Origin of the sequence: Desulfovibrio sp., from assembly GCF_014803725.1 — a bacterium.
Lineage (GTDB): Bacteria > Desulfobacterota > Desulfovibrionia > Desulfovibrionales > Desulfovibrionaceae > Desulfovibrio.
In genome coordinates, this window is record NZ_JAAVBE010000029.1 from 13,989 (window position 1) to 32,556 (window position 18,568).

Sequence of the window (18,568 nt, forward strand, 5' to 3'; positions counted from 1 at the left end):
TTTGGTGCCCCTGCGGGTTCGCGGCCGGCCCGGACATCTCAGGCGGCGTCCATGCCGCGTTGGAGGTCCGCGCGGATGTCGTCCCAGGCTTCGAGGCCCACCGAGAGGCGCACGGTGCCCGGGGTGATGCCCGCAGCTGTCAGTTGCTCGTCCGAAAGCTGGCGGTGCGTGGAAGTGGCGGGATGCAGCACGGAAGTACGGATGTCGGCCACATGCGTCTCCAGTGAGATGAGCTCAAGCGCGTCGATGAAGCGCGCCCCGGCCTCACGGCCCCCCCTGAACGAGAAGGAGACAACGCCGCTGCACCCGTTGGGCAGGTACCTGGCGGCGAGCTTGGCATACGGGTCCCACGTCAGGCGGGGATAGCGCACCCACTCCACCTTGTCCTGGCCTTCCAGCCAGCGCGCGGCGGCCTCGGCGTTTTCCGAGTGCTTCTGCATGCGCAGGGGCAGGGTCTCAAGGCCGAGATTGGTATAAAAGGCCCCCTGGGCGCTCTGGCAGCAGCCGAGGTCGCGCATGAGCTGCACGCGCGCCTTGGTGATATAGGCCGCGCGTCCGAATGCCTCGGCATAGACGAGGCCGTGGTAGGAGGCGTCCGGCTCGGTAAATTCCGGGAAGTTGCCGTTTCGCCAGTCAAAATTGCCGCTGTCCACGATGACGCCGCCGAGCTGTACGGCGTGACCGTCCATGTACTTGGTGGTGGAGTGGATGACCACATCCGCGCCGAACTCGAAGGGGCGGCAGAGGATGGGCGTCGCAAAGGTATTGTCCACGAGCAGCGGCAGCCCGCGCTCGTGCGCGAGCCTCGCGAAGCGCTCGATGTCCAGCACGCTCAGGGCCGGGTTGGCGATGGTCTCGCCATAGACGAAGCGCGTGTTGGGCCTGAAGGCGGCGGCGAGCTCCTCATCCGTGGCGCCCTGATCCACGAAGGTAGTTTCGATGCCGAAGCGCCGGAAAATGGTGTTGAACAGGTTGAAGGTGCCGCCGTAAACATTGGTCGCGCTGACGATGTGGTCGCCCGCCCGCGCGAGATTGAGCGCCGCGAGCATGACCGCCGCCTGCCCGGACGAGGTGCACAGCGCGCCAACGCCGCCTTCGAGCGCGGCGATCTTCTGCTCCACGGCGTCAACGGTGGGGTTGCCGATGCGGGAATAGAAAAAGCCCGCTTGCTCAAGGTCGAAAAGCCGGGCCACCTCGGCCGTGGAATCGTAGACATAAGTCGTGCTCTGGACGATGGGCACCACGCGCGGCTCGCCGTTTTCCGGGCTGTAGCCCGCGTGGAGGCACTTGGTGGCTTCTTTCATGACTGTTCTCCTGGGTTCGGGGGAAGAGGCGGCGTTTGGGCGGGGAAGTACCCCCGGCTCGCGCAGTATTTGTGAAAAATAGCGCGATGTCTCCTCCCTGACAAGCGGCCATGATACGCGGAAATGCCGCGGATGCAACGCTGGACGGCACGGCCCGAACGGGATATAAATCAGGGCTTCCGAAACAGCACCGCCATAAGGCGGCAACGCGCAGGATACTTTCATGAGCATCATCCACCACACGGGCGGCGACCGGGCCCTTTCGCTTCAGGATACGGCAGAGCCCCGCCTCTTCCGGGAACTTTTCCCTTATACGAGCATCTGCCGCACCACCTTTGACGAGGTGCTGCTTTCGCCGCGCCCGGCCGCGCAGATGCGTATCACCGACACCACCTTTCGCGACGGCCAGCAGGCGCGTCCCCCCTATACGGTGCGCCAGGTGGCGCGGATGTTCGACTTTCTCCACCGCCTCGGCGGCAAGACCGGCCTCATCGCGGGCTCGGAGTTTTTTCTCTATTCCCCGCGCGACCGCAAGTGCGTGGAGGTGTGCCGCGCGCGCGGTTACCGCTTCCCCAGGGTCACAGCGTGGATACGCGCCAACCGTGAAGACCTCAAGCTCGCCCGCGACATGGAGTTTGACGAGACCGGCATGCTGACCAGCGTTTCGGACTACCACATCTTCCTCAAGCTCGGGAAGACGCGGCAGCAGGCCATGGACATGTATACCGACCTCGCCGCCCAGGCACTGGACTGGGGCATCATCCCCCGCTGCCACTTCGAGGACGTGACGCGCGCGGACATTTACGGCTTCTGCCTGCCGCTCGCGCAGCGGCTCATGGAGCTTTCGCGCCAGAGCGGCATGCCGGTGAAGATCCGCCTCTGCGACACCATGGGCTATGGCGTGCCGTGGCCCGGGGCGGCGCTGCCGCGCTCGGTGCAGCGCATCGTGCGTGCCTTCACCGATGAGGCCGGCGTGCCCGGGGAGTGGCTCGAGTGGCACGGCCACAACGACTTCCACATGGCGCTCGCCAATGGCGTGACCGCGTGGCTCTACGGCTGCGGCGCGGTCAACAGCACGCTCTTCGGCTTCGGCGAGCGCACGGGCAACACCCCGCTCGAGGCGCTGCTTGTGGAGTACATCTCCCTCACCGGTGATGACGCCGCGGCGGACACCACGGTGCTCAGCGAAGTGGCGGAATTTTTCGAGCGCGAGCTGGATTACCGCATCCCGCCCAATTATCCCTTTGTGGGGCGCGATTTCAACGCCACCAGCGCCGGCGTGCATGCGGACGGCCTCGCCAAGAACGAGGAGATCTACAATATTTTCGATACGAAGCGCCTGCTCGGGCGCCCGGTGCCCATCATCGTGACCGACAAGACGGGCCGCGCGGGCGTGGCCTATTGGATCAACACGAGCCTTGGCCTCTCGAAGGAGCAGCAGGTCTCCAAGAAGCACCCGGCCGTGGGCAAGATCTACGACGCCATCATGGCGCTCTATGCCGACAGCGGGCGCACCACGAGCCTTTCGCACGAGGAGATGGAATCGCTCGTCCAGCAGCACATGCCCGAGCTTTTTGCCAGCGAATTCGACCGCATGAAAAAGCTCGCCGGCGAGCTCGCGGCCAACCTGATCCTCAGGCTCGCGGCAAGCCCGGCGCTCTGCCGGCTGGACGCCGAGGCCTGCGCCGCGCTGGACGCCTTCGTGGCCGACTATCCCTTCATCCAGTTCTGCTGCCTCACCGACGCCGAGGGCCGCATGTGCTGCTCTGCCATTGCGGATTCGGAATACGCCGCCAACTATGCCTCGCTGCATCCGGGCTATGACTTTTCCGGGCGCGAGTGGTTTAGGTTGCCCATGCAGACGGGCGATTTGCATATCATGGACGTGTACCAGTCGCACTTCACGGCGAAGCTCGTCATCACCGTTTCCTGCGCGGTGACGGACGAGAATGACCGTATCGTGGGCGTGGTGAGCGGGGACATCCAGCTTGAGCAATTGCTCAAGCGGGCGCGCGCGCTCAGGCGCGAGGCGGACGAAGGCGAGGACGGCGAAGACGCCGCCGAATAATACCCAATGGGCCGCGGGCCCCGGAGAAGGACTTTCATGCGCAAGACCATCTACTGGATCGAGGGTGACGGCATCGGGCCGGAAATCTGGCGCGCGGCGCGGCCTGTCATTGACGCGGCGCTGGCCGCGGAATCGGACATGCGGCTCGACTGGCAGGAACTGCTCGCCGGAGAAAAGGCCCGCGAAGCGGAAGGCACGCCGCTCCCCGAGGCAACGCTCAATGCCCTGCGCGGGGCGGACATCGCCATGAAGGGCCCGCTGGGCACGCCGGTGGGCACCGGCATCCGCAGCCTCAACGTGGCCCTGCGCCAGGGGCTCGACCTTTATGCCTGCATCCGCCCGGTGAGGCATATCCCGGGGCTGGAAACGCCGGTCAAGCACCCGGAGCGCGTGGACATGGTCATCTTTCGGGAGAACACCGAAGATGTGTATGCCGGGGTGGAGTTCGCCGCGGGTACGCCCGAGGCGCGCAAGCTGGCGGAATTTTTGCGCGACGAGCTCGGCGTCACGCGCGTGGCCGAAGTGGCGGCCATCGGCATCAAGCCCATGACCGAGGCCGGCTCCAAGCGCCTCGTGCGCCGCGCCCTGCGTTATGCGCTGGAGACCGGGCGCCCGAGCCTGACCCTCGTCCACAAGGGAAATATCATGAAGTTTACGGAAGGGGCCTTCCGCCAGTGGGGCTATGACGTGGCGGCGGAGGAATTCGGCGATACGACCTGCACGGAAAAAGACCCGGTCCCCGGGCGCCTGGTGGTCAAGGACCGCATCGCCGACGCCATGTTCCAGGAGGCCCTGCTTCGGCCCGAGGCGTACAGCGTGCTCGCCACGCCCAACCTGAACGGCGACTACATATCGGACGCGCTGGCCGCGCAGGTGGGCGGCCTCGGCCTCGCGCCGGGCGTCAACATGTCCGACTCGCTGGCCTTTTTCGAGGCCACGCACGGTACGGCCCCGGCCATCGCCGGCAAGGACAGGGCCAATCCCGGGAGCATCATCCTGTGCGGGGCTCTCCTCATGGAGCATCTGGGCGTGCCCGCCGCGGCGGAGCGCATCCGCTCGGCCGTGGCCAAGGCCATCGCCGGCAAGGCCGTCACCGAGGATCTCGCGGCCCAGGTGCCGGGGAGCCGCGTGGTGGGCTGCAAGGAATTCGGCGAGATCATCGGCGAAAATCTTTAAGCGTCACTTGAAGTTTGTCACAAAGGAGAGGCTATGCTGCCGCTGGAAAACCTGCTCCTCTTTGTTCCGGCCATGGCGCTGCTTGTCATGCTGCCCGGGCCGGACTTCGCGCTCGTGAGCCGCGTGGCCCTGCTGGAGGGCGCGGGCCCGGCCAGGGCGGCGGCCTGCGGCGTGGCGCTCGGCATCACCGTACACACAGGCTTTGCCATTGCCGGCATTTCGGCCATCATCGCGGCGTCGGCCCCGCTGTTCCAGTTGCTCAAGTATGCCGGCGCGGCCTACCTCTTCTGGCTGGGCGTCCAGTCCTTCCGGCAAAAGGCGCAGCCCATTGAAGCCAGAGGGGAGCAAGAGGCAGAGGTGGCGCGAGGGCAGCAGGCCCCGTTGCGGCGCGCGTTCCGACAGGGTTTTTTGACCAATGCGCTCAATCCCAAGGCCATCCTCTACTTTCTCACTCTGTTGCCGCAATTCATTTCCCCGGTTGCGCCGGCAGAGCCGCAGCTGCTGGAGATGGGCGCCATTACCGCCCTTGAGTGCCTTGTCTGGTATCTCTTTCTCGCGCAGATCCTCGTCCGCGTGCGCCGGGTGTTCGCTGTTCCGCGCTTCCAGCGCTGGCTCCATCGCGTGACCGGCGCCATCTTTCTCGGTTTCGGCCTCAGGCTGGCCCTTGCAGGAAACGACTAGCCAACGATCTCCACCCCAAGAAAAGGAGTGCCCACCATGATCACCCTTTCCGCAGAAAAAACCGTCATCAACGAGGGGCAGCTCCAAAGCGCCGCAGAGGCCCAGGCCAAGGGCGTCGACTTGGCCAAGGCCGCCCGCAACACGCTGGCCGCGCGCATCCTCGACGCCCACCAGGCCAAGGATGCCCCCAAGGACGGTCAGGTGCACGTGCATTTTGACGCGCTGGCCTCGCACGACATCACCTATGTGGGCATCATCCAGACGGCCCGCGCCTCGGGCCTCACGGAATTTCCGCTGCCCTACGTGCTCACCAACTGTCACAACAGCCTCTGCGCGGTCGGTGGCACCATCAATGAGGACGACCACCTCTTCGGGCTGGCCGCAGCCAAGAAGTACGGCGGCATCTTCGTTCCTCCGCATCTCGCGGTTATCCATCAGTACATGCGCGAGATGATGACGAGCTGCGGCGGCATGATCCTGGGCTCGGACAGCCACACCCGCTATGGCGCGCTGGGCGTCATGGGCGTGGGCGAGGGCGGCCCCGAGCTCGTGAAGCAGCTCCTCGGCAAAACGTGGGATGTTGCCGAGCCCGAAGTGGTCGCCGTGTGGCTGGAGGGCGAACCCGCCCCGGGCGTGGGCCCGCAGGACGTGGCCTTGGCGCTCATCGGCGCCGTGTTCAAGGACGGCTTCGTCAAGAACAAGGTGCTCGAGTTCATGGGCCCGGGCGTTGGCGCCCTTTCCGTGGACTTCCGCTGCGGCGTGGACGTGATGACCACGGAAACGGCCTGTCTCTCCTCCATCTGGCCCACGGACGCCAAGGTGCGCGACTGGCTCACCCTGCACGGGCGCGCCAACGACTTCAAGGAACTGCGCCTTGAGGGGCCGGCCTGTTATGACGGCCTTGTGCGCATCGACCTTGCGGCGGTGGAGCCCATGATCGCCTTGCCCTTCCACCCGAGCAACGTGCACACCATCGCCGAAGTGACCGCCCATGCCGAGGAGCTTCTGGGCGACGTGGAAGAGGAGGCCGTGCGCCTCTTCGGGGACGCGGGCAAGGGCCTCAAGCTGCGCGACAAGATCCGCAACGGCGCCATCGTGGCCGACCAGGGCATCATCGCCGGCTGCGCGGGTGGCACTTTTGAAAATATCAGCCTCGCTTCGGCCATCCTCGGCACCTGGAAGGAGCCCAACCCGCACTTCACGTTCTCCGTCTACCCGGCGAGCGTGCCGCAGGCCGTGGCGCTGGTGAACAATGGCGCGACAGAAAGGCTGATGACGCTCGGCGCCAACGTCAAGACGGCCTTCTGCGGGCCCTGCTTCGGCGCGGGCGACACGCCGGCCCACGGCGGGCTCTCGCTGCGCCACACCACCCGCAACTTCCCCAACCGCGAAGGCTCCAAGCCGGGCGAAGGGCAGATCGCGGCGGTGGCCCTCATGGACGCGCGCTCCATCGCCGCCACGGCGGCCAATGCCGGGCGGCTCACGCCGGCCACCTCGCTCGACTGGAGCTCGCCAGACCTGAAGGTAGACCTCAAGTACCACTTTAACCCCGAGGTCTACCAGCGCCGCGTGTACAACGGTTTTGGCCATCCTGACCCGCAGATGGAGCTTGTCTTCGGCCCCAACATCGCCGACTGGCCGGAGCTTACGCCGCTGCCGGAACATCTTGTGCTCGAGGTGGCGAGCGTCATCACCGACCCTGTGACCACCACGGACGAGCTCATCCCCTCGGGGGAAACGTCCTCCCTGCGCTCCAATCCGCAAAAGCTCGCGGAGTTCACCCTTTCCCGCAAGGACCCGGGCTATGTGGGGCGCGCCAAGGCGGCGCAGGCGCTGGAGAAGAAGCGGCTCGCCAATCCCGACGACGCCGAAGTGCTCGCCAAGGTGCGCGGTCTCATTGACATCTGCACGGAGCAGCCCGCCGTGGCCTCCATGCTGGCGGACCCGCATCCGCTCAGGCAGGTGGGCATCGGCTCGCTCGTCTTCGCGTTCAAGCCCGGCGACGGCTCCGCGCGCGAGCAGGCGGCGTCCTCGCAGAAGGTGCTCGGCGGCTGGGCGAATCTGGCCGTGGAATACGCCACCAAGCGCTACCGCTCCAACCTCATCAACTGGGGCATCCTGCCCTTCCTGGTGGAAAAGGAGCTCGCGCGCGACCTCAAGCCCGGCGACTGGCTCATGGTGCCCGATGTGCGCGCCGCCATCGCTGCCGGCAGGTCGACCATCCTCGCGGCCCTGGTGCATACCGAGGTGGAGGCCGGCAAGAAGCCCTGGACCGAGCAGGTGGCGCTTTCCCTGCGCGGGCTGACGGAGAATGAGCGCCAGATCCTCCTCGATGGCAGCCTCATCAACCACTATGCCCGGTCAAAGGGCATCTAGGCGCCCATGAGTTGTGCGGCGCCGGGGGCAGTAGCTGCCACCCGGGGCCGTCGCCTTTCAGGAGCCGGCACATGAGTCTCATGTGGTGGGTCATCTCGGGTGCCGTCATGCTGGCGGGGCTCGTTTTCTGTTTCCGCATCATGCGGCGCGGCATGAGCACACTGGACGATGACCGGGGCAAGTTTCTCGCGCGTATCCGCGACGGGGAACACAAGCTCGAGGAAGAGCAGAAGCAGGTCGCGGCGGATGAGCACATGGCGCTCATGCGCGCCGCCGTGGAAGACCTGCTGCGCCTGGCGGACTCGCCCCCGGGCTACCGTATGGAAACGGCCGGCCGGACCATCCTTCTGCACACGCCGAAAGGGACATGGCGGCTGGAACTCGCCATGCGCGAGATAGGCCTGAAATCCCGGCAAAAAGTGCTCCATGGGCGCCCGCGCTGGCTTTTGAGCGGCCCGGGCCATGAGGAGCAGCATGCGGACGCGGCCGCCGTCATGCGCAGCCTGGACGCGCACCTGCGCAGGGAAGGGGAGCTTGCGCCGGAGCCGCCCCACCTCGCGCGCCGGCTGGAGCCGGGCACGCAAGCCCAGCGGCGCGCGCCGAGGCCCGGTCCCCTTGCGGGCGCGCCCGAGGGGCGGAAGCGCCGCACGGGTCTCGCCGCATCCGCTAAGGGCTTGCCCGCTCAGGCTTCAAAAAAGGCGCGGTAGGCCTCCACCGTGGCGTAAAGGTCCGCGGCGCTCGCAAGCTCAAAGGGGCTGTGCATGGAGAGGAGCGCGGGCCCAAGGTCGATGACGCGCATGCCGTAGGCCGCCAGGAAGAGCGCCACAGTGCCGCCGCCGCCCAGGTCCACCTTGCCGAGCTCCGCCGCCTGCCACGGGATGTTGCGGCCATTGAGGATGCCGCGCAGCTCGCCGAAAAATTCGGCGTCCGCCTCGCTCGCCCCATACTTGCCCCGTGAACCCGTGAACTTGGAAAAGCAGGGGCCGTGTCCGATGAGCGCGGCGTTCTGCTTTTCGTGCACCTCCTGAAAATCCGGGTCGAGGGCGGCCTGCACGTCGGCCGAGAGGGCGCGGCTGTTGAGCAGCACATGCGAGGCCGAAGTGCCGGGCGCCCAGGCCGCGGCGAGGTCCTCCACGCAATACTGAAAAAAGCGGGAGGCCGCGCCCGTGGCGCCGTCGGAGCCGATCTCCTCCTTGTCCCAGAACATCACCGCCATGGGCCTCGGGGCCCCGGCGTCCGCGGTGAGCAGGGCCTCGAGCGCCGCGAACACGCAGATCCTGTCATCCTGCCCATAGCCGCCGAGCAGCGCCCGGTCAAAGCCCACGAAGCGGGCCGCCCCCGCGGGCACGGCCTGAAGCTCGGCCGTGATGAGGTCTTCTTCGCTGATGACGTATTTTTTGTGCAGCAGCCTGAGGAGGGCGTCCTTGAGGCTGTCCTCCTTGTCGTCCTTTTTGGCCCGGCGGGAGGGCTTGGGGCCATCCGGCGCATGGCCCAGGATGATGTTCAACTTTTCGGCCTCAAAGGCCTCGCTGAGCTTCTGCCCAGCCTGTTTCTGCGCGAGGTGGGGCAGGAGGTCGGCGATGCAGAAGACCGGCTCGCCCGGCTTTTCGCCGATGCTCACGTCCACGCGCTCGCCGTTCTCCCGGATGACGACACCGTGGAGCGCCAGGGGCCTCGCGAGCCACTGGTATTTGCGGATGCCGCCATAATAGTGCGTCTTCGCCTGCACGACGCCGGGCTGCTCCACCAGCGGATGCTGCTTGAAATCGAGCCTCGGGCTGTCCGCATGGGCGGCGATGAGGGCGAGGCCGTCCTTGAGGGGCGCAGTTCCGCGCCGCGCCGCAAAGAGCGCCTTGCCCCGCAGGGGCCGCATGACCCGGGCCGCGCCGAAATCCTCTCCATAGCCCGCTTCGGCAAGGCGTTCCAGCACATAGGCGACGGTCTCGCGCTCGGTCTTGCAGCGGCTGATGAAGTCGAGATAGCGGCCGGCCAGCGCCTGCACGTCCTTGCGGGCGTCGGCATAGCGCTCCCAGGCATTGGGGGAGGTGTAAGCGAGTTCGTTTTTCATGGTTGAGGCTCCGGTTGAGAAGAAGGTGGATCGAGATAGCCGGGATAGCGGCCAAAAAATTCGGCCAGCAGGTAGAGCGAGCCGGTCATGAGCGTCACGCCGTCCTCAGGCGCCACGCGCCCTGCCGCAGTGAGTGCCCGCCCCAGCGCATCTGGGCCGTTGAGCGCCACGGCCGGCGCGGGCGAAAGGGCGGCAAAGAAGGCGGCGACTTCGGCAGGCTCAGCGGCGCGGGGATTCTCCAGCGCCGGGATGAAGACGCGCACTTCGGGAAAGCGGCGCCGGAGCATCCCGGCCGAGCTGCGCCAGTCCTTGTCGCCCAGGCAGGAAAAGATGATGGCCGCCGGCGGGGCTGACGTGAGGACCGGGGCGCCCCCCTCACCATCAAGGGCCCGCAACAGGGCCTGCATGCCGTGCGGGTTGTGCGCGCCATCCAGGAGGAGGGCCGGATGCTCCGCAGTGCGCGGGAGGAGCTGGAGCCGTCCGGGCAGGAAGGCGCGGGCAAGCCCTTGCGCCTGTGCTTCGGCATCGTCAGGCCGGCAGCCGAGGAGCGGGGCGAGGCGCCCCCAGGCCGTGAGCGCCAGCGCGGCATTGCCCGACTGGTGCGCGCCGGCGAGGCCGAGGCGAGGCTGCCAGTCTTCGGGGAGCGGCGTGGCGCGCATCAACGGGGCGTCCTTGGCGCTTGCGCAAGCCCGCAGGGCTTCTTCCGCCAGCGGGAACTGCTCTGCCATGCACACCGGGGCGGAGCTGCGCACGGCCGCCGCCTTGTCGCCGGCGATATGCGCAAGAGTGGGGCCGAGCACGGCCGCGTGATCCATGGCGATGGGCGTGAAGCAGAGCACATCGGCGGCAATGGCCGTGGTTGCATCGTTGCGGCCCCCGAGGCCGGCCTCCATGATGGCCACATCTACCCCCGCCTCCCGGAAAAGGAGGAGCGCAAGCACGGTGAGAAATTCAAAATAGGTAAGGTGGCCGCCTTTGCTGGCTTCGAGGACGGCACTCGCGGGCGCGGGCCACCGATTGCCGGGGACGGGGCGCCCGTCTACGCGGATGCGCTCTTCCGGGGAGACGAAATGCGGCGACGTGTAGAGCCCGGTGCGGCAGCCGTGCGCGGCACAGAGGCTGGCCAAAAAGGCGGACGTGGAGCCCTTGCCGTTGGTGCCGAGCACCTGCACGACCGCAAAGGGCGGCCGCTCCAGCCCGAGGGCCGCCAGCACGCGCCGCATGCGTTCGAGGCCGAGCTCCATATGGAACATGCCCAGGGCGTCCAGATGCTGGCGGACGCTCTGGTAACTACGAAAGGGCATCATTTGCTCCGCCAGCGGCCCCGCCCTCCAGTTCCGCCAGGTGGGCGCGGGCAAAGTCCAGCGCGGGGTCGAGTTCCAGCGCGGCCGTGAGTTCGCGCTGCGCGTCTTCCCACCTGCCCAGGAACTTGTAACAAATGCCCAGATTGGCGCGGTCCATGGCCGAGCCCTTGTCCAGCTTGAGCACGGCCTTGAAGGCGTCGGCCGCTTCGGCATAGCGCCCGGTCTTGTAGAGCGCCACGCCGAGCAGGTTGCCGTATTCCTTCATCTCCGGGCAGAGGCTCACCGCCTGCCCGAGCCGGGGCACCGCTTCGGCCCAGCGGCCGCGCAGGGTCTCCGCATGGCCGGCATAGAAGGCGGCAAGCCCGGCAGCCTCGGCATCGGGTTGCAAGGGCAGGGAGGCGAGGAAAAGGTCGCGCGCCTGTTCCGGCTCTTCCCGGCGTAGGGCGAGCATGCCCTGAAAGAAGGGAAGGTAGTGCGCCCCCGGGCAGAGCCCGGCGAGGGCCGCCAGCCCTCGTGCCGCTGTTTCCGCATCGCAGGTCTCTGCGAGCTTGCGGCCCACGAAAAGGCCGAGGCTCTGGTTCCTGTCCCGTTCGCGGAACTCGAGGCCGGGAACGATGGTATAATGCGCCGGGATTTCGAGGGCCGGATGCGTGGTTTCCACCGCATAGACCTCAAGGGGCTTCAGGCCGTCGATGGCGGCGAGCAGTTCGTCGCGGATGTCCGGCGCCTCAACGCCGGGCAGGCTCTCCAGCGGGACAGTCGGCCCCGCGAGCAGCCATCCAGTCTGCGCAAGCTGCGTGAACTTGGGGAGGCCCGAAGCTTCGTAACAGGCGCCCGTGCAAAAGTCGCCCCCCAATTGCGCCACTTCGGTCACGGCGCGAATGGCGGCCTTGGCCGGCGAGGAGGCGGTGCCCGCCGTGAAGACGATCTCCGAGCGCTCGGGAAAGGTGCCAGGATCCCAGGCGATGGCGCCTACGGTGGGCAGCGGCATGCCGAGCGACAGGTCCTTGAGCACGAGCCGGATGCCCTCGCGGGCGAAGGCGTCCAGCAGGCCGCGCAGGGTCGGGTCTTCACAGCTGGCGGGATCGATGGTCGGGAGGGTGGGGCGCTCGCGGTCGGCAATGCAGCACACATGTCGTTCCACCAGTTCGGAGAGCCCCTGAAGCAGGGATTCCTCCACGCTGTTGCCGGCGGAGGAACCGTTGAACTCCCCGAGCATGCGGAACCAGTCCAGCGGCAGCCAGACCGTGCGGCCGCTGGCAAGGTGCGTGGCAGGATGGAACTCCCACGCCGCGAGATCCATGATGCGCCTGGCGCGCTCAAGGGGTATGGCGTCACTCACGGAGCGCAAAATGGCCTCCAGCGGCAGCAGGTCGGCCCCGAAGCGTGCCTCGGCCTCGCTCCAGGTGCCGGTGAAGGTCTCGCGCGGCCGCTCCCAGAAGCTGAAAAAGGCGAAGCGCTCCATCACTTCCATGAGTGCCGAGGCCAGCGCCTGCTCTTCCGAAGAGCCTTTGCCCATCTGCTTGCGCGTGGGCATCACCGCGCGCGCGTCGCTGCCGCAAATGCCGAGGTAGACGGGGATGCCGAGCCGCCCCACGTCCACGCGGCGGGCGCCGGCCACCACGTCAAGGCCGGCGGCGTCGAGGCGGCTTTTCACGCGCGCCACCGTGACGGCCGGGCTCACGGCCTTGTCGAGGTCGCGCGTGTAGCCCTTGGGGCAGGCGGCGAGAACGATGGGGGGCGTCTTCACGGCCGCTCCAGGATGCAGACAGAGTAGATGCGGCGCTGTTCCGCGCCCTCTTCGTCGCGTGTTTTCACGCCGATCTTGCCCTCCTGCACGTTGAAAGACTTGGCCGCCAGCTTGGCGAAACGCGGCTTGGCGCGGGCGAGGTCCGTGCAGAACAGGGCCTTTCCGCCGGGCGCCAGATGGCGCTCAAGAAATTTCAGGAGCGGCCGGTGCAGGTCATCGAGATAGAGCAGCTCGGAAGCGGCGATGATGTCGAAGCCACCGGGAAAGCGCGCATCCTGCCCGGGCGTGGTGACATCCAGATGGCGCACCTCGATGCGGTCTTCAAGATGGTTTTTCAGCACATTGGCCCGGGCAAAGGTGAGGGCGTCGGCCACGTTGTCGCTGGCGACGATATGCGCAAAGCCGTAGCGCGCGGCCACCATGCTGCAAATGGCGCAGCCCGCGCCGATCTCCAGCAGGCGCTTGCCCTGTGGCTCCTGGGTGCGGAGGAAGCGGCCGAGCACGAAGGAGCCGGGCCAGACCTTGGCCCAGAGCGGCAGATCGCGCATGGGGTCATGGATGGCGCCGCGTCGCAGCAGGGCGTCCAGATGCCGGGGCATGTCGCGCACGGTGAGCACGTCCAGCGTGCCGTCGTCCACCTGAAGCGGCTCAAAGTCGGCGTCAAAGGTTTTGCGAATATTGGCGAGCAGGCCGTCGAGCTCGTTTTGCGTGGCTGGAGCGGTGGAGGGCGCCGCCTCTCGGGCACCGGCGGTATCGGGAGCGCTGGGCATGGGCTTTCCTTGGCGTTTGGGGGCCGCGTAGGGCCATCGGGGCAGGAGCCTACAGCGGACAGGGCCGTAAATCAATGCCTTGCCAATGGCGCCGCAAGGACGCATGCTTCAGTCAGCAACCAGGAGGCACACATGCCTGAGACGGATACGCCGGCCCTGTTCCGGCTCGAAATCGTGGCGGAAGATGAGGATTTCGACCGCGTGAGCGGCCTGCTCGCGCTTGACGCGGCCTTCGGCTGGGAGGAGGAAAGCCTTGCCGGCGGCGAAACGCGCTTCACCGTCCATTGTGAATCGGAAGAGTACCTCCGCCGCCTGCTGGACCAGGTGCTGCTCATGGCCCCGCAGGCCGGGACGAATCTCGCCCGTGTGGAAAAGCAGGACTGGCTCGCGGCGTGGCGGCAGTTTTTCACGCCTGTCCTATGCGGTTCGCGCTTTGTGGTGCTCCCGCCGTGGCTTGCCGGCACGGGGGATTTTCCGGGCCGCATCCCCATCCTCATCGAGCCCAAGAGCGCCTTCGGCACCGGCCACCACGCCACCACGGCCCTTTGTCTGGCCGTGCTCTCCGAATTGCTGGATGCCGGGCGCGTGGAGGCCGGCCAGACTTTTCTTGACCTGGGCACGGGCTCGGGCATCCTTGGCATCGGCTGCGCCAAGAGCGGCCTTGGCGGCGTGGGCCTCGACATCGACCCGCTGGCGGTGGACAACGCGCGCGAAAACCGGGCGTTCAACGATATCGCCCCGGCGGTCTTTGAGATAGATGCCGGCAGCGTGGACGCGGTGGCCGGCCGCCAGTTCGACCTTGTGCTCGCCAATATCCTCGCCCGGCCGCTCAGGGAAATGGCGCCGGCCATCGCCGCTGCGCGGGCTACCGGGGGCTGTCTCGTGCTCTCCGGGCTTTTGGAAAGTCAGGCCGATGCGGTGGAAGCGGCCTATCGTGAGCAGGGGCTGCCCCAGGCGCGGCGCAGCCTCGACGGTGAATGGTGCGCGCTCGTGTGGGCGTGAGTTGACATGCCCGGCCCCCTGGTGCAGCTTTTACAGAGGCGGCGGCAAGGTGCTGTCGGCAAAACTTCAAGAAGAACTTTAGGTTCCATATAGGAGATGAGCTATGGATACCGTGACTTTTCAGGGCACCCCCCTGCACCTCATGGGCGAGCTGCCCAAGGTCGGCGCGCCCGCGCCGGACTTCACCCTGACGGCCAATGACCTCACGCCGCGCACGCTCAAGGATTTTGCCGGCAAGATCCTCGTGCTCGCCTGCGTGCCCTCGCTGGATACTCCTGTCTGCGACCTTGAGATGCGGCACTTCAACAGCGAGGCCGCCAAACTCTCCGACAAGGTGCGCATCGTGGCCGTGAGCCGGGACCTGCCCTTCGCCCAGGCACGCTGGTGCGGCGCGGCCAATGCCAAGGCCGTGGAGACGCTTTCGGATTACAAGGAGGGCGGCTTCGGGCTCGCCTATGGCGTACTTATCGAGGAATTGCGCCTGCTCGCGCGCGCCGTCTTTGTGGTGGCGGCGGACGGCACGCTCACCTATAGCCAGGTGGTGCCGGAAATGACCCATGAGCCGGACTATGCCGCCGTGCTCGACGCCGTGAAGGCGCTTGCCTAGTCCTTTCCGTTCTTTATCGCAAAAAGGGCGCGCCAGAATTTTCCGGCGCGTCCTTTCTCTTTTGAAATCCCCAAAATTCCGTGGCCCTACACGTCGAAGAGCATTTCCAGGTCTTCGCGCGTGAGGGACTTCCACGTGTCCTGGCCGGGGATGATGGCCTCGGCCACGCCGCGCTTGGCCTCCTGCAGCTTGAGGATCTTTTCCTCCACCGTGTTCTGGCAGATGAGCTTGTAGGAAAAGACCTGCCTGGTCTGGCCGATGCGGTGGGTGCGGTCCGTGGCCTGGCTTTCCACCGCCGGGTTCCACCACGGGTCATAGTGGATGACGTAATCCGCCGAGGTGAGGTTGAGGCCGGTGCCGCCCGCCTTGAGCGAGATGAGGAAGATGGGGATGTCCGGGCTGTTGTTGAACCTGTCCACCTGCTCGAAGCGGTCCTTGCTGGCGCCATCGAGATAGCAGAAGGGCATCTGCGAAAATTCCAGCCATTGCCGGATGATGTGGAGCATCTGCACGAACTGGGAAAAGACAAGCACCTTGTGGCCGCCCTCCACGATTTCCGTCACCATGTCCTTGAAGGCGTCGAACTTGCCCGAGGGCAGGTTGTTGGAAAAGCCCGGCAGGTCCATCTTGAGCAGGCGCGGGTGACAGCAGATCTGCCGGAGCTTGAGCAGGGCGTCGAGAATGGACATCTGGCTCTTGGCGAGGCCCTTCTCGTCCACGTCGGCGAGCACCTGGGCACGCAGCTTGCGCGCAAGCGCGGAATAAAGCTCGGCCTGGGCCTCTTCCAGCGCGCAGCAGGTGACGCTCTCCACCTTGGGGGGGAGGTCCTTGGCGACTTCGGCCTTGGTGCGCCGGAGGATGAAGGGCCGGACGCGCGTGCGCAGGTAATCGAGGGTCTCAGCGTCGCCGTCCTTGATGGGCTTGACGATGCCCCGCTGGAAGGCGTGCTGCGAGCCGAGAAAACCGGGCATCAGGAACTCGAAGAGCGACCAGAGCTCAAAGAGGTTGTTCTCGATGGGCGTGCCCGAGAGGCAGAGGCGCATGCGGGCGTTGATGCGGCGCACGGCGCGGGCGGTGATGGTGTTGGGGTTCTTGATGTTCTGGGCCTCGTCGAGGATGACCGTGTTGAACTCGTGCTTCTCGATCTCCTCAAGGTCGCGGCGCAGGAGGGCATAGGTGGTGATGATGAGGTCGGAGCTCTCGATATGCTTGAACATGCCCTCGCGGCGCGTGCCGTAGATGATGAGCCGCCGGAGCTTGGGCACGAATTTTTCCGCCTCGCGCTCCCAGTTGGGAAGCACCGAGGTGGGCACCACGATGAGGTTGGGGCCCTTGGGGTGGCTCTCCACCATATATTGGATGAAAGCCAAGGTCTGCACGGTCTTGCCAAGGCCCATCTCGTCCGCGAGGATGCCGCCGAAGCCGTATTCCGACAGAAAGTTCAGGTAGGAGAGGCCCTGCGTCTGGTAGCCGCGCAGGGAGGCGTTGAGCCCCTTGGGCGGTGCGATGGGCCGAACCTCGCGGAAGGAGCGGATCTTTTTCCTGAGCTTGTTCCAGAACGAATCCGTGGTGGCGCCAGGCAGGTCTTCGAGCAGGCTGTCGAGCACCGGGGCCTCGAACTGCTTGAACTTCTGCTGCGGCGGCTTGCTCGGGTCGAGCCCCAGGGCCGTGAGCTTGTGCGAAAGCTTTTCAAGCCACGCTTCGGGCAGGCTCGTATACGAGCCGTCCTTCAACTGCACATAGCGCTTGCCGCGCGCCCAGGCCTTCCAGATCTTTTCCAGTGGCAGGGACTGGCCCTCGTAATCCACGGTGATGTCGAGCGAGAACCACTTTTCCTTCTCGTTGCTCGTGACCTGCGCCGTAATGGTGGACTTGGCCGTGCGCATCTTGTAGCGCGAGAGCGCCTTCTCGCCGTAAACGCGATAATTTTCCACAAGGCGCGGATAACTGTCGAGCAGGAAGGCGATGGCCTCCTCCGGTTCGAGGAACCAGAGCTTGTTGGAGCGCGCCTGAAAGTCCATGCCCGAAAGCTCGTTCATGAGCTGGGCTTCCTCGTCCTGATGCCGGCGCACGAGGTAGGTCTGGCCCTCGTAGGTGTAGCTGCCGGTCTGGAAGTCGGGGTTGGGGCCGGGCAGGGTGAACTCGCCGTGGCGCGTCTCGTAGATATTGTCGATCTCCAGCGTGAGCAGACTGCCTTCCTCATCGAGGAAGAGCTTGGGATTGTAGGTCGCCGGCTGGAAGACAGGCTCCATGAGCATGAGGAATTCCTGCGGCTCGTAGAGTTCCGACGAGGGGAGGCGCGTCCACACACGGTCGAGAAATTCCGAGATCTCCTCGTGCGGCACCACGGGCCGGTCATGGATGAGGTTATGCACGAGGGAAGGGTAAAGCCCCGTCTGCACGGGATAAAAATTGTGCTGGTAGCACACCCAGAGGGGCATTTGCCCGTGGAAGGTGATGGGGCAGTCGTCGCCGGCCTCGTTTTCGTCCTTGCCGGGGCGGATGGGGAGCGGCGCGCGGCCCTCGCGCTTGAGCAGCACCTCGAAATGGAAGCCCGCGTCGTCGAGCCGGGGCTTGAGCTTGAGCGCAAAGGGCGCGCTCTCGATGCGGCAGGGCTTGTCCGTGTCTTTCCAGAGGAGGTAGTATTCCTTGCGCACGGCCCAGAAAAACCAGGAGGTGAGCCCGTCCGGGATCTCCACCCTATGCCCGTAATAATCGAGATGCTGGCCTATCTGCCTGGCCACATGCGGGAGCTGCGGGGAAAATTCGCTCCAGTCCGGGTTCTGGATGATCTGCTGGAGCGTCACTTCCGAATGGACGCTGGACAGGCCCGACTTGTTCTGCCGCCCGCGAAAGAAGGACACGAGCAGCCGCCCGGGCTCCGGCTCGAAGCGGAAGATGAGATAATGCCGTCCGGGCTCGGGCTCCATCTCGGTGGAGAAGAAATTGCGGAAGCTCTGCTTCCAGTCGGCCAGCGGCGCGGGCAGGTCTTCGGCCTCGCCCTGCTCCTTGCAGAGCTCTTCCACAAGGCGCAGGCCGAGGGCGGCCACATGCCGGCACACGCCGGAAAAGGCGTCCGAGCAGTTGCACTGCTGGCGCGCGCTCCTGTCGGTGATGGTGAAACTCAGGGAAGGGGTATAGACCTGCAGGTCTTCGCCCTGGATGACACCCTGCACGTCCCAGGTCTCGCCCTCCTGGATATTAATTTTTTGCACCCCGCCCTCGGAGAGGATATAGTACGCCGCATCGCGGATATATTCCGGGACACTGTCATGCAGGAAGGTCTGGCACATTTCCCTGACGACATTCTGCTCTGAACGGCTCATCTTCTCCTCGCGGACGCGGCGCTCCCCCTTGCGGAACGGTGGCCGTTCCGCCGCTCGGGAATGCGCGGGCATCTGAAGTTCACGAATTGGGAGTCTTTAGCACACCTTCCGCGGCACATGCAACTATCACCTTGCG

General features: G+C 66.0%; 13 protein-coding genes. 7 read left to right on the forward strand and 6 right to left on the reverse strand.

Annotation, left to right across the window (positions count from 1 at the left end):
- Positions 1-38 precede the first annotated feature (38 nt).
- Complete coding sequence (locus HDR50_RS10810; protein ID WP_291358160.1) at positions 39-1,304, reverse strand: O-acetylhomoserine aminocarboxypropyltransferase/cysteine synthase family protein; 1,266 nt, start codon at positions 1,302-1,304, stop codon at positions 39-41.
- A gap of 223 nt (positions 1,305-1,527) precedes the next feature.
- Here HDR50_RS10810 and HDR50_RS10815 point away from each other — a divergent pair, with 223 nt between their 5' ends.
- The 5 genes from HDR50_RS10815 to HDR50_RS10835 all read left to right on the forward strand — a co-directional run bounded on the left by HDR50_RS10815 (position 1,528) and on the right by HDR50_RS10835 (position 8,312).
- On the forward strand, positions 1,528-3,372 hold the full coding sequence (locus HDR50_RS10815) for a histone-lysine N-methyltransferase (protein WP_291358161.1): 1,845 nt from the start codon (positions 1,528-1,530) through the stop codon (positions 3,370-3,372).
- Positions 3,373-3,408: 36 nt separating this feature from the next.
- The gene (icd, locus tag HDR50_RS10820; RefSeq protein ID WP_291358162.1) at positions 3,409-4,548 is read left to right on the forward strand and encodes an NADP-dependent isocitrate dehydrogenase; all 1,140 of its coding nucleotides are present in this window, start codon (positions 3,409-3,411) and stop codon (positions 4,546-4,548) included.
- A 33-nt stretch (positions 4,549-4,581) separates the two neighbouring features.
- The gene (locus HDR50_RS10825) at positions 4,582-5,229 is read left to right on the forward strand and encodes a LysE family transporter (protein ID WP_291358163.1); all 648 of its coding nucleotides are present in this window, start codon (positions 4,582-4,584) and stop codon (positions 5,227-5,229) included.
- Between the two features lie 36 nt (positions 5,230-5,265).
- Complete coding sequence (locus HDR50_RS10830; protein ID WP_291358164.1) at positions 5,266-7,605, forward strand: hydratase; 2,340 nt, start codon at positions 5,266-5,268, stop codon at positions 7,603-7,605.
- A 71-nt stretch (positions 7,606-7,676) separates the two neighbouring features.
- On the forward strand, positions 7,677-8,312 hold the full coding sequence (locus tag HDR50_RS10835) for a translation initiation factor IF-2 (RefSeq protein WP_291358165.1): 636 nt from the start codon (positions 7,677-7,679) through the stop codon (positions 8,310-8,312).
- Here the strand turns inward: HDR50_RS10835 and HDR50_RS10840 are convergent.
- Genes HDR50_RS10840 through HDR50_RS10855 form a run of 4 tightly spaced genes read right to left on the reverse strand, consistent with a single transcriptional unit; the run spans position 8,288 to position 13,497 of the window.
- Positions 8,288-9,673 (reverse strand): aminopeptidase, encoded by a 1,386-nt coding sequence (locus HDR50_RS10840; protein WP_291358166.1) that lies wholly within the window; start codon positions 9,671-9,673, stop codon positions 8,288-8,290. The two genes, HDR50_RS10835 and HDR50_RS10840, sit on opposite strands and share 25 nt — an antisense overlap.
- Positions 9,670-10,977 carry a cyanophycin synthetase gene (locus tag HDR50_RS10845; RefSeq protein ID WP_291358168.1) on the reverse strand — a complete coding sequence of 436 codons (1,308 nt, stop codon included), beginning with the start codon at positions 10,975-10,977 and terminating at the stop codon, positions 9,670-9,672. Before HDR50_RS10845 ends, HDR50_RS10840 begins: the two co-directional genes overlap by 4 nt.
- Entirely contained in the window at positions 10,964-12,727 is a 1,764-nt protein-coding gene (locus HDR50_RS10850; protein WP_291358169.1) for a YcaO-like family protein, read from the reverse strand. Before HDR50_RS10850 ends, HDR50_RS10845 begins: the two co-directional genes overlap by 14 nt.
- Positions 12,724-13,497, reverse strand: coding sequence for a methyltransferase domain-containing protein (locus HDR50_RS10855; protein WP_291358170.1), 774 nt, complete (start codon positions 13,495-13,497; stop codon positions 12,724-12,726). The genes HDR50_RS10850 and HDR50_RS10855 overlap by 4 nt, the downstream gene beginning before the upstream one ends.
- A 132-nt stretch (positions 13,498-13,629) precedes the next feature.
- Here HDR50_RS10855 and HDR50_RS10860 point away from each other — a divergent pair, with 132 nt between their 5' ends.
- Positions 13,630-14,499 (forward strand): 50S ribosomal protein L11 methyltransferase, encoded by an 870-nt coding sequence (locus tag HDR50_RS10860; protein WP_291358171.1) that lies wholly within the window; start codon positions 13,630-13,632, stop codon positions 14,497-14,499.
- A 103-nt stretch (positions 14,500-14,602) separates the two neighbouring features.
- Complete coding sequence (gene tpx / locus HDR50_RS10865; protein WP_291358172.1) at positions 14,603-15,106, forward strand: thiol peroxidase; 504 nt, start codon at positions 14,603-14,605, stop codon at positions 15,104-15,106.
- An 86-nt stretch (positions 15,107-15,192) separates the two neighbouring features.
- Here tpx and HDR50_RS10870 read toward each other — a convergent pair whose 3' ends face one another.
- Positions 15,193-18,432 (reverse strand): DEAD/DEAH box helicase, encoded by a 3,240-nt coding sequence (locus HDR50_RS10870; protein WP_291358173.1) that lies wholly within the window; start codon positions 18,430-18,432, stop codon positions 15,193-15,195.
- Between the last annotated feature and the right edge of the window lie 136 nt (positions 18,433-18,568).

Coding starts and splice junctions, on each gene's coding strand:
- HDR50_RS10810 (WP_291358160.1), bottom strand. CDS start 1,304: ATGAAAGAAGCCACCAAGTGCCTCCACGCGGGCTACAGCCCGGAAAAC.
- HDR50_RS10815 (WP_291358161.1), top strand. CDS start 1,528: ATGAGCATCATCCACCACACGGGCGGCGACCGGGCCCTTTCGCTTCAG.
- icd (WP_291358162.1), top strand. CDS start 3,409: ATGCGCAAGACCATCTACTGGATCGAGGGTGACGGCATCGGGCCGGAA.
- HDR50_RS10825 (WP_291358163.1), top strand. CDS start 4,582: ATGCTGCCGCTGGAAAACCTGCTCCTCTTTGTTCCGGCCATGGCGCTG.
- HDR50_RS10830 (WP_291358164.1), top strand. CDS start 5,266: ATGATCACCCTTTCCGCAGAAAAAACCGTCATCAACGAGGGGCAGCTC.
- HDR50_RS10835 (WP_291358165.1), top strand. CDS start 7,677: ATGAGTCTCATGTGGTGGGTCATCTCGGGTGCCGTCATGCTGGCGGGG.
- HDR50_RS10840 (WP_291358166.1), bottom strand. CDS start 9,673: ATGAAAAACGAACTCGCTTACACCTCCCCCAATGCCTGGGAGCGCTAT.
- HDR50_RS10845 (WP_291358168.1), bottom strand. CDS start 10,977: ATGCCCTTTCGTAGTTACCAGAGCGTCCGCCAGCATCTGGACGCCCTG.
- HDR50_RS10855 (WP_291358170.1), bottom strand. CDS start 13,497: ATGCCCAGCGCTCCCGATACCGCCGGTGCCCGAGAGGCGGCGCCCTCC.
- HDR50_RS10860 (WP_291358171.1), top strand. CDS start 13,630: ATGCCTGAGACGGATACGCCGGCCCTGTTCCGGCTCGAAATCGTGGCG.
- tpx (WP_291358172.1), top strand. CDS start 14,603: ATGGATACCGTGACTTTTCAGGGCACCCCCCTGCACCTCATGGGCGAG.
- HDR50_RS10870 (WP_291358173.1), bottom strand. CDS start 18,432: ATGAGCCGTTCAGAGCAGAATGTCGTCAGGGAAATGTGCCAGACCTTC.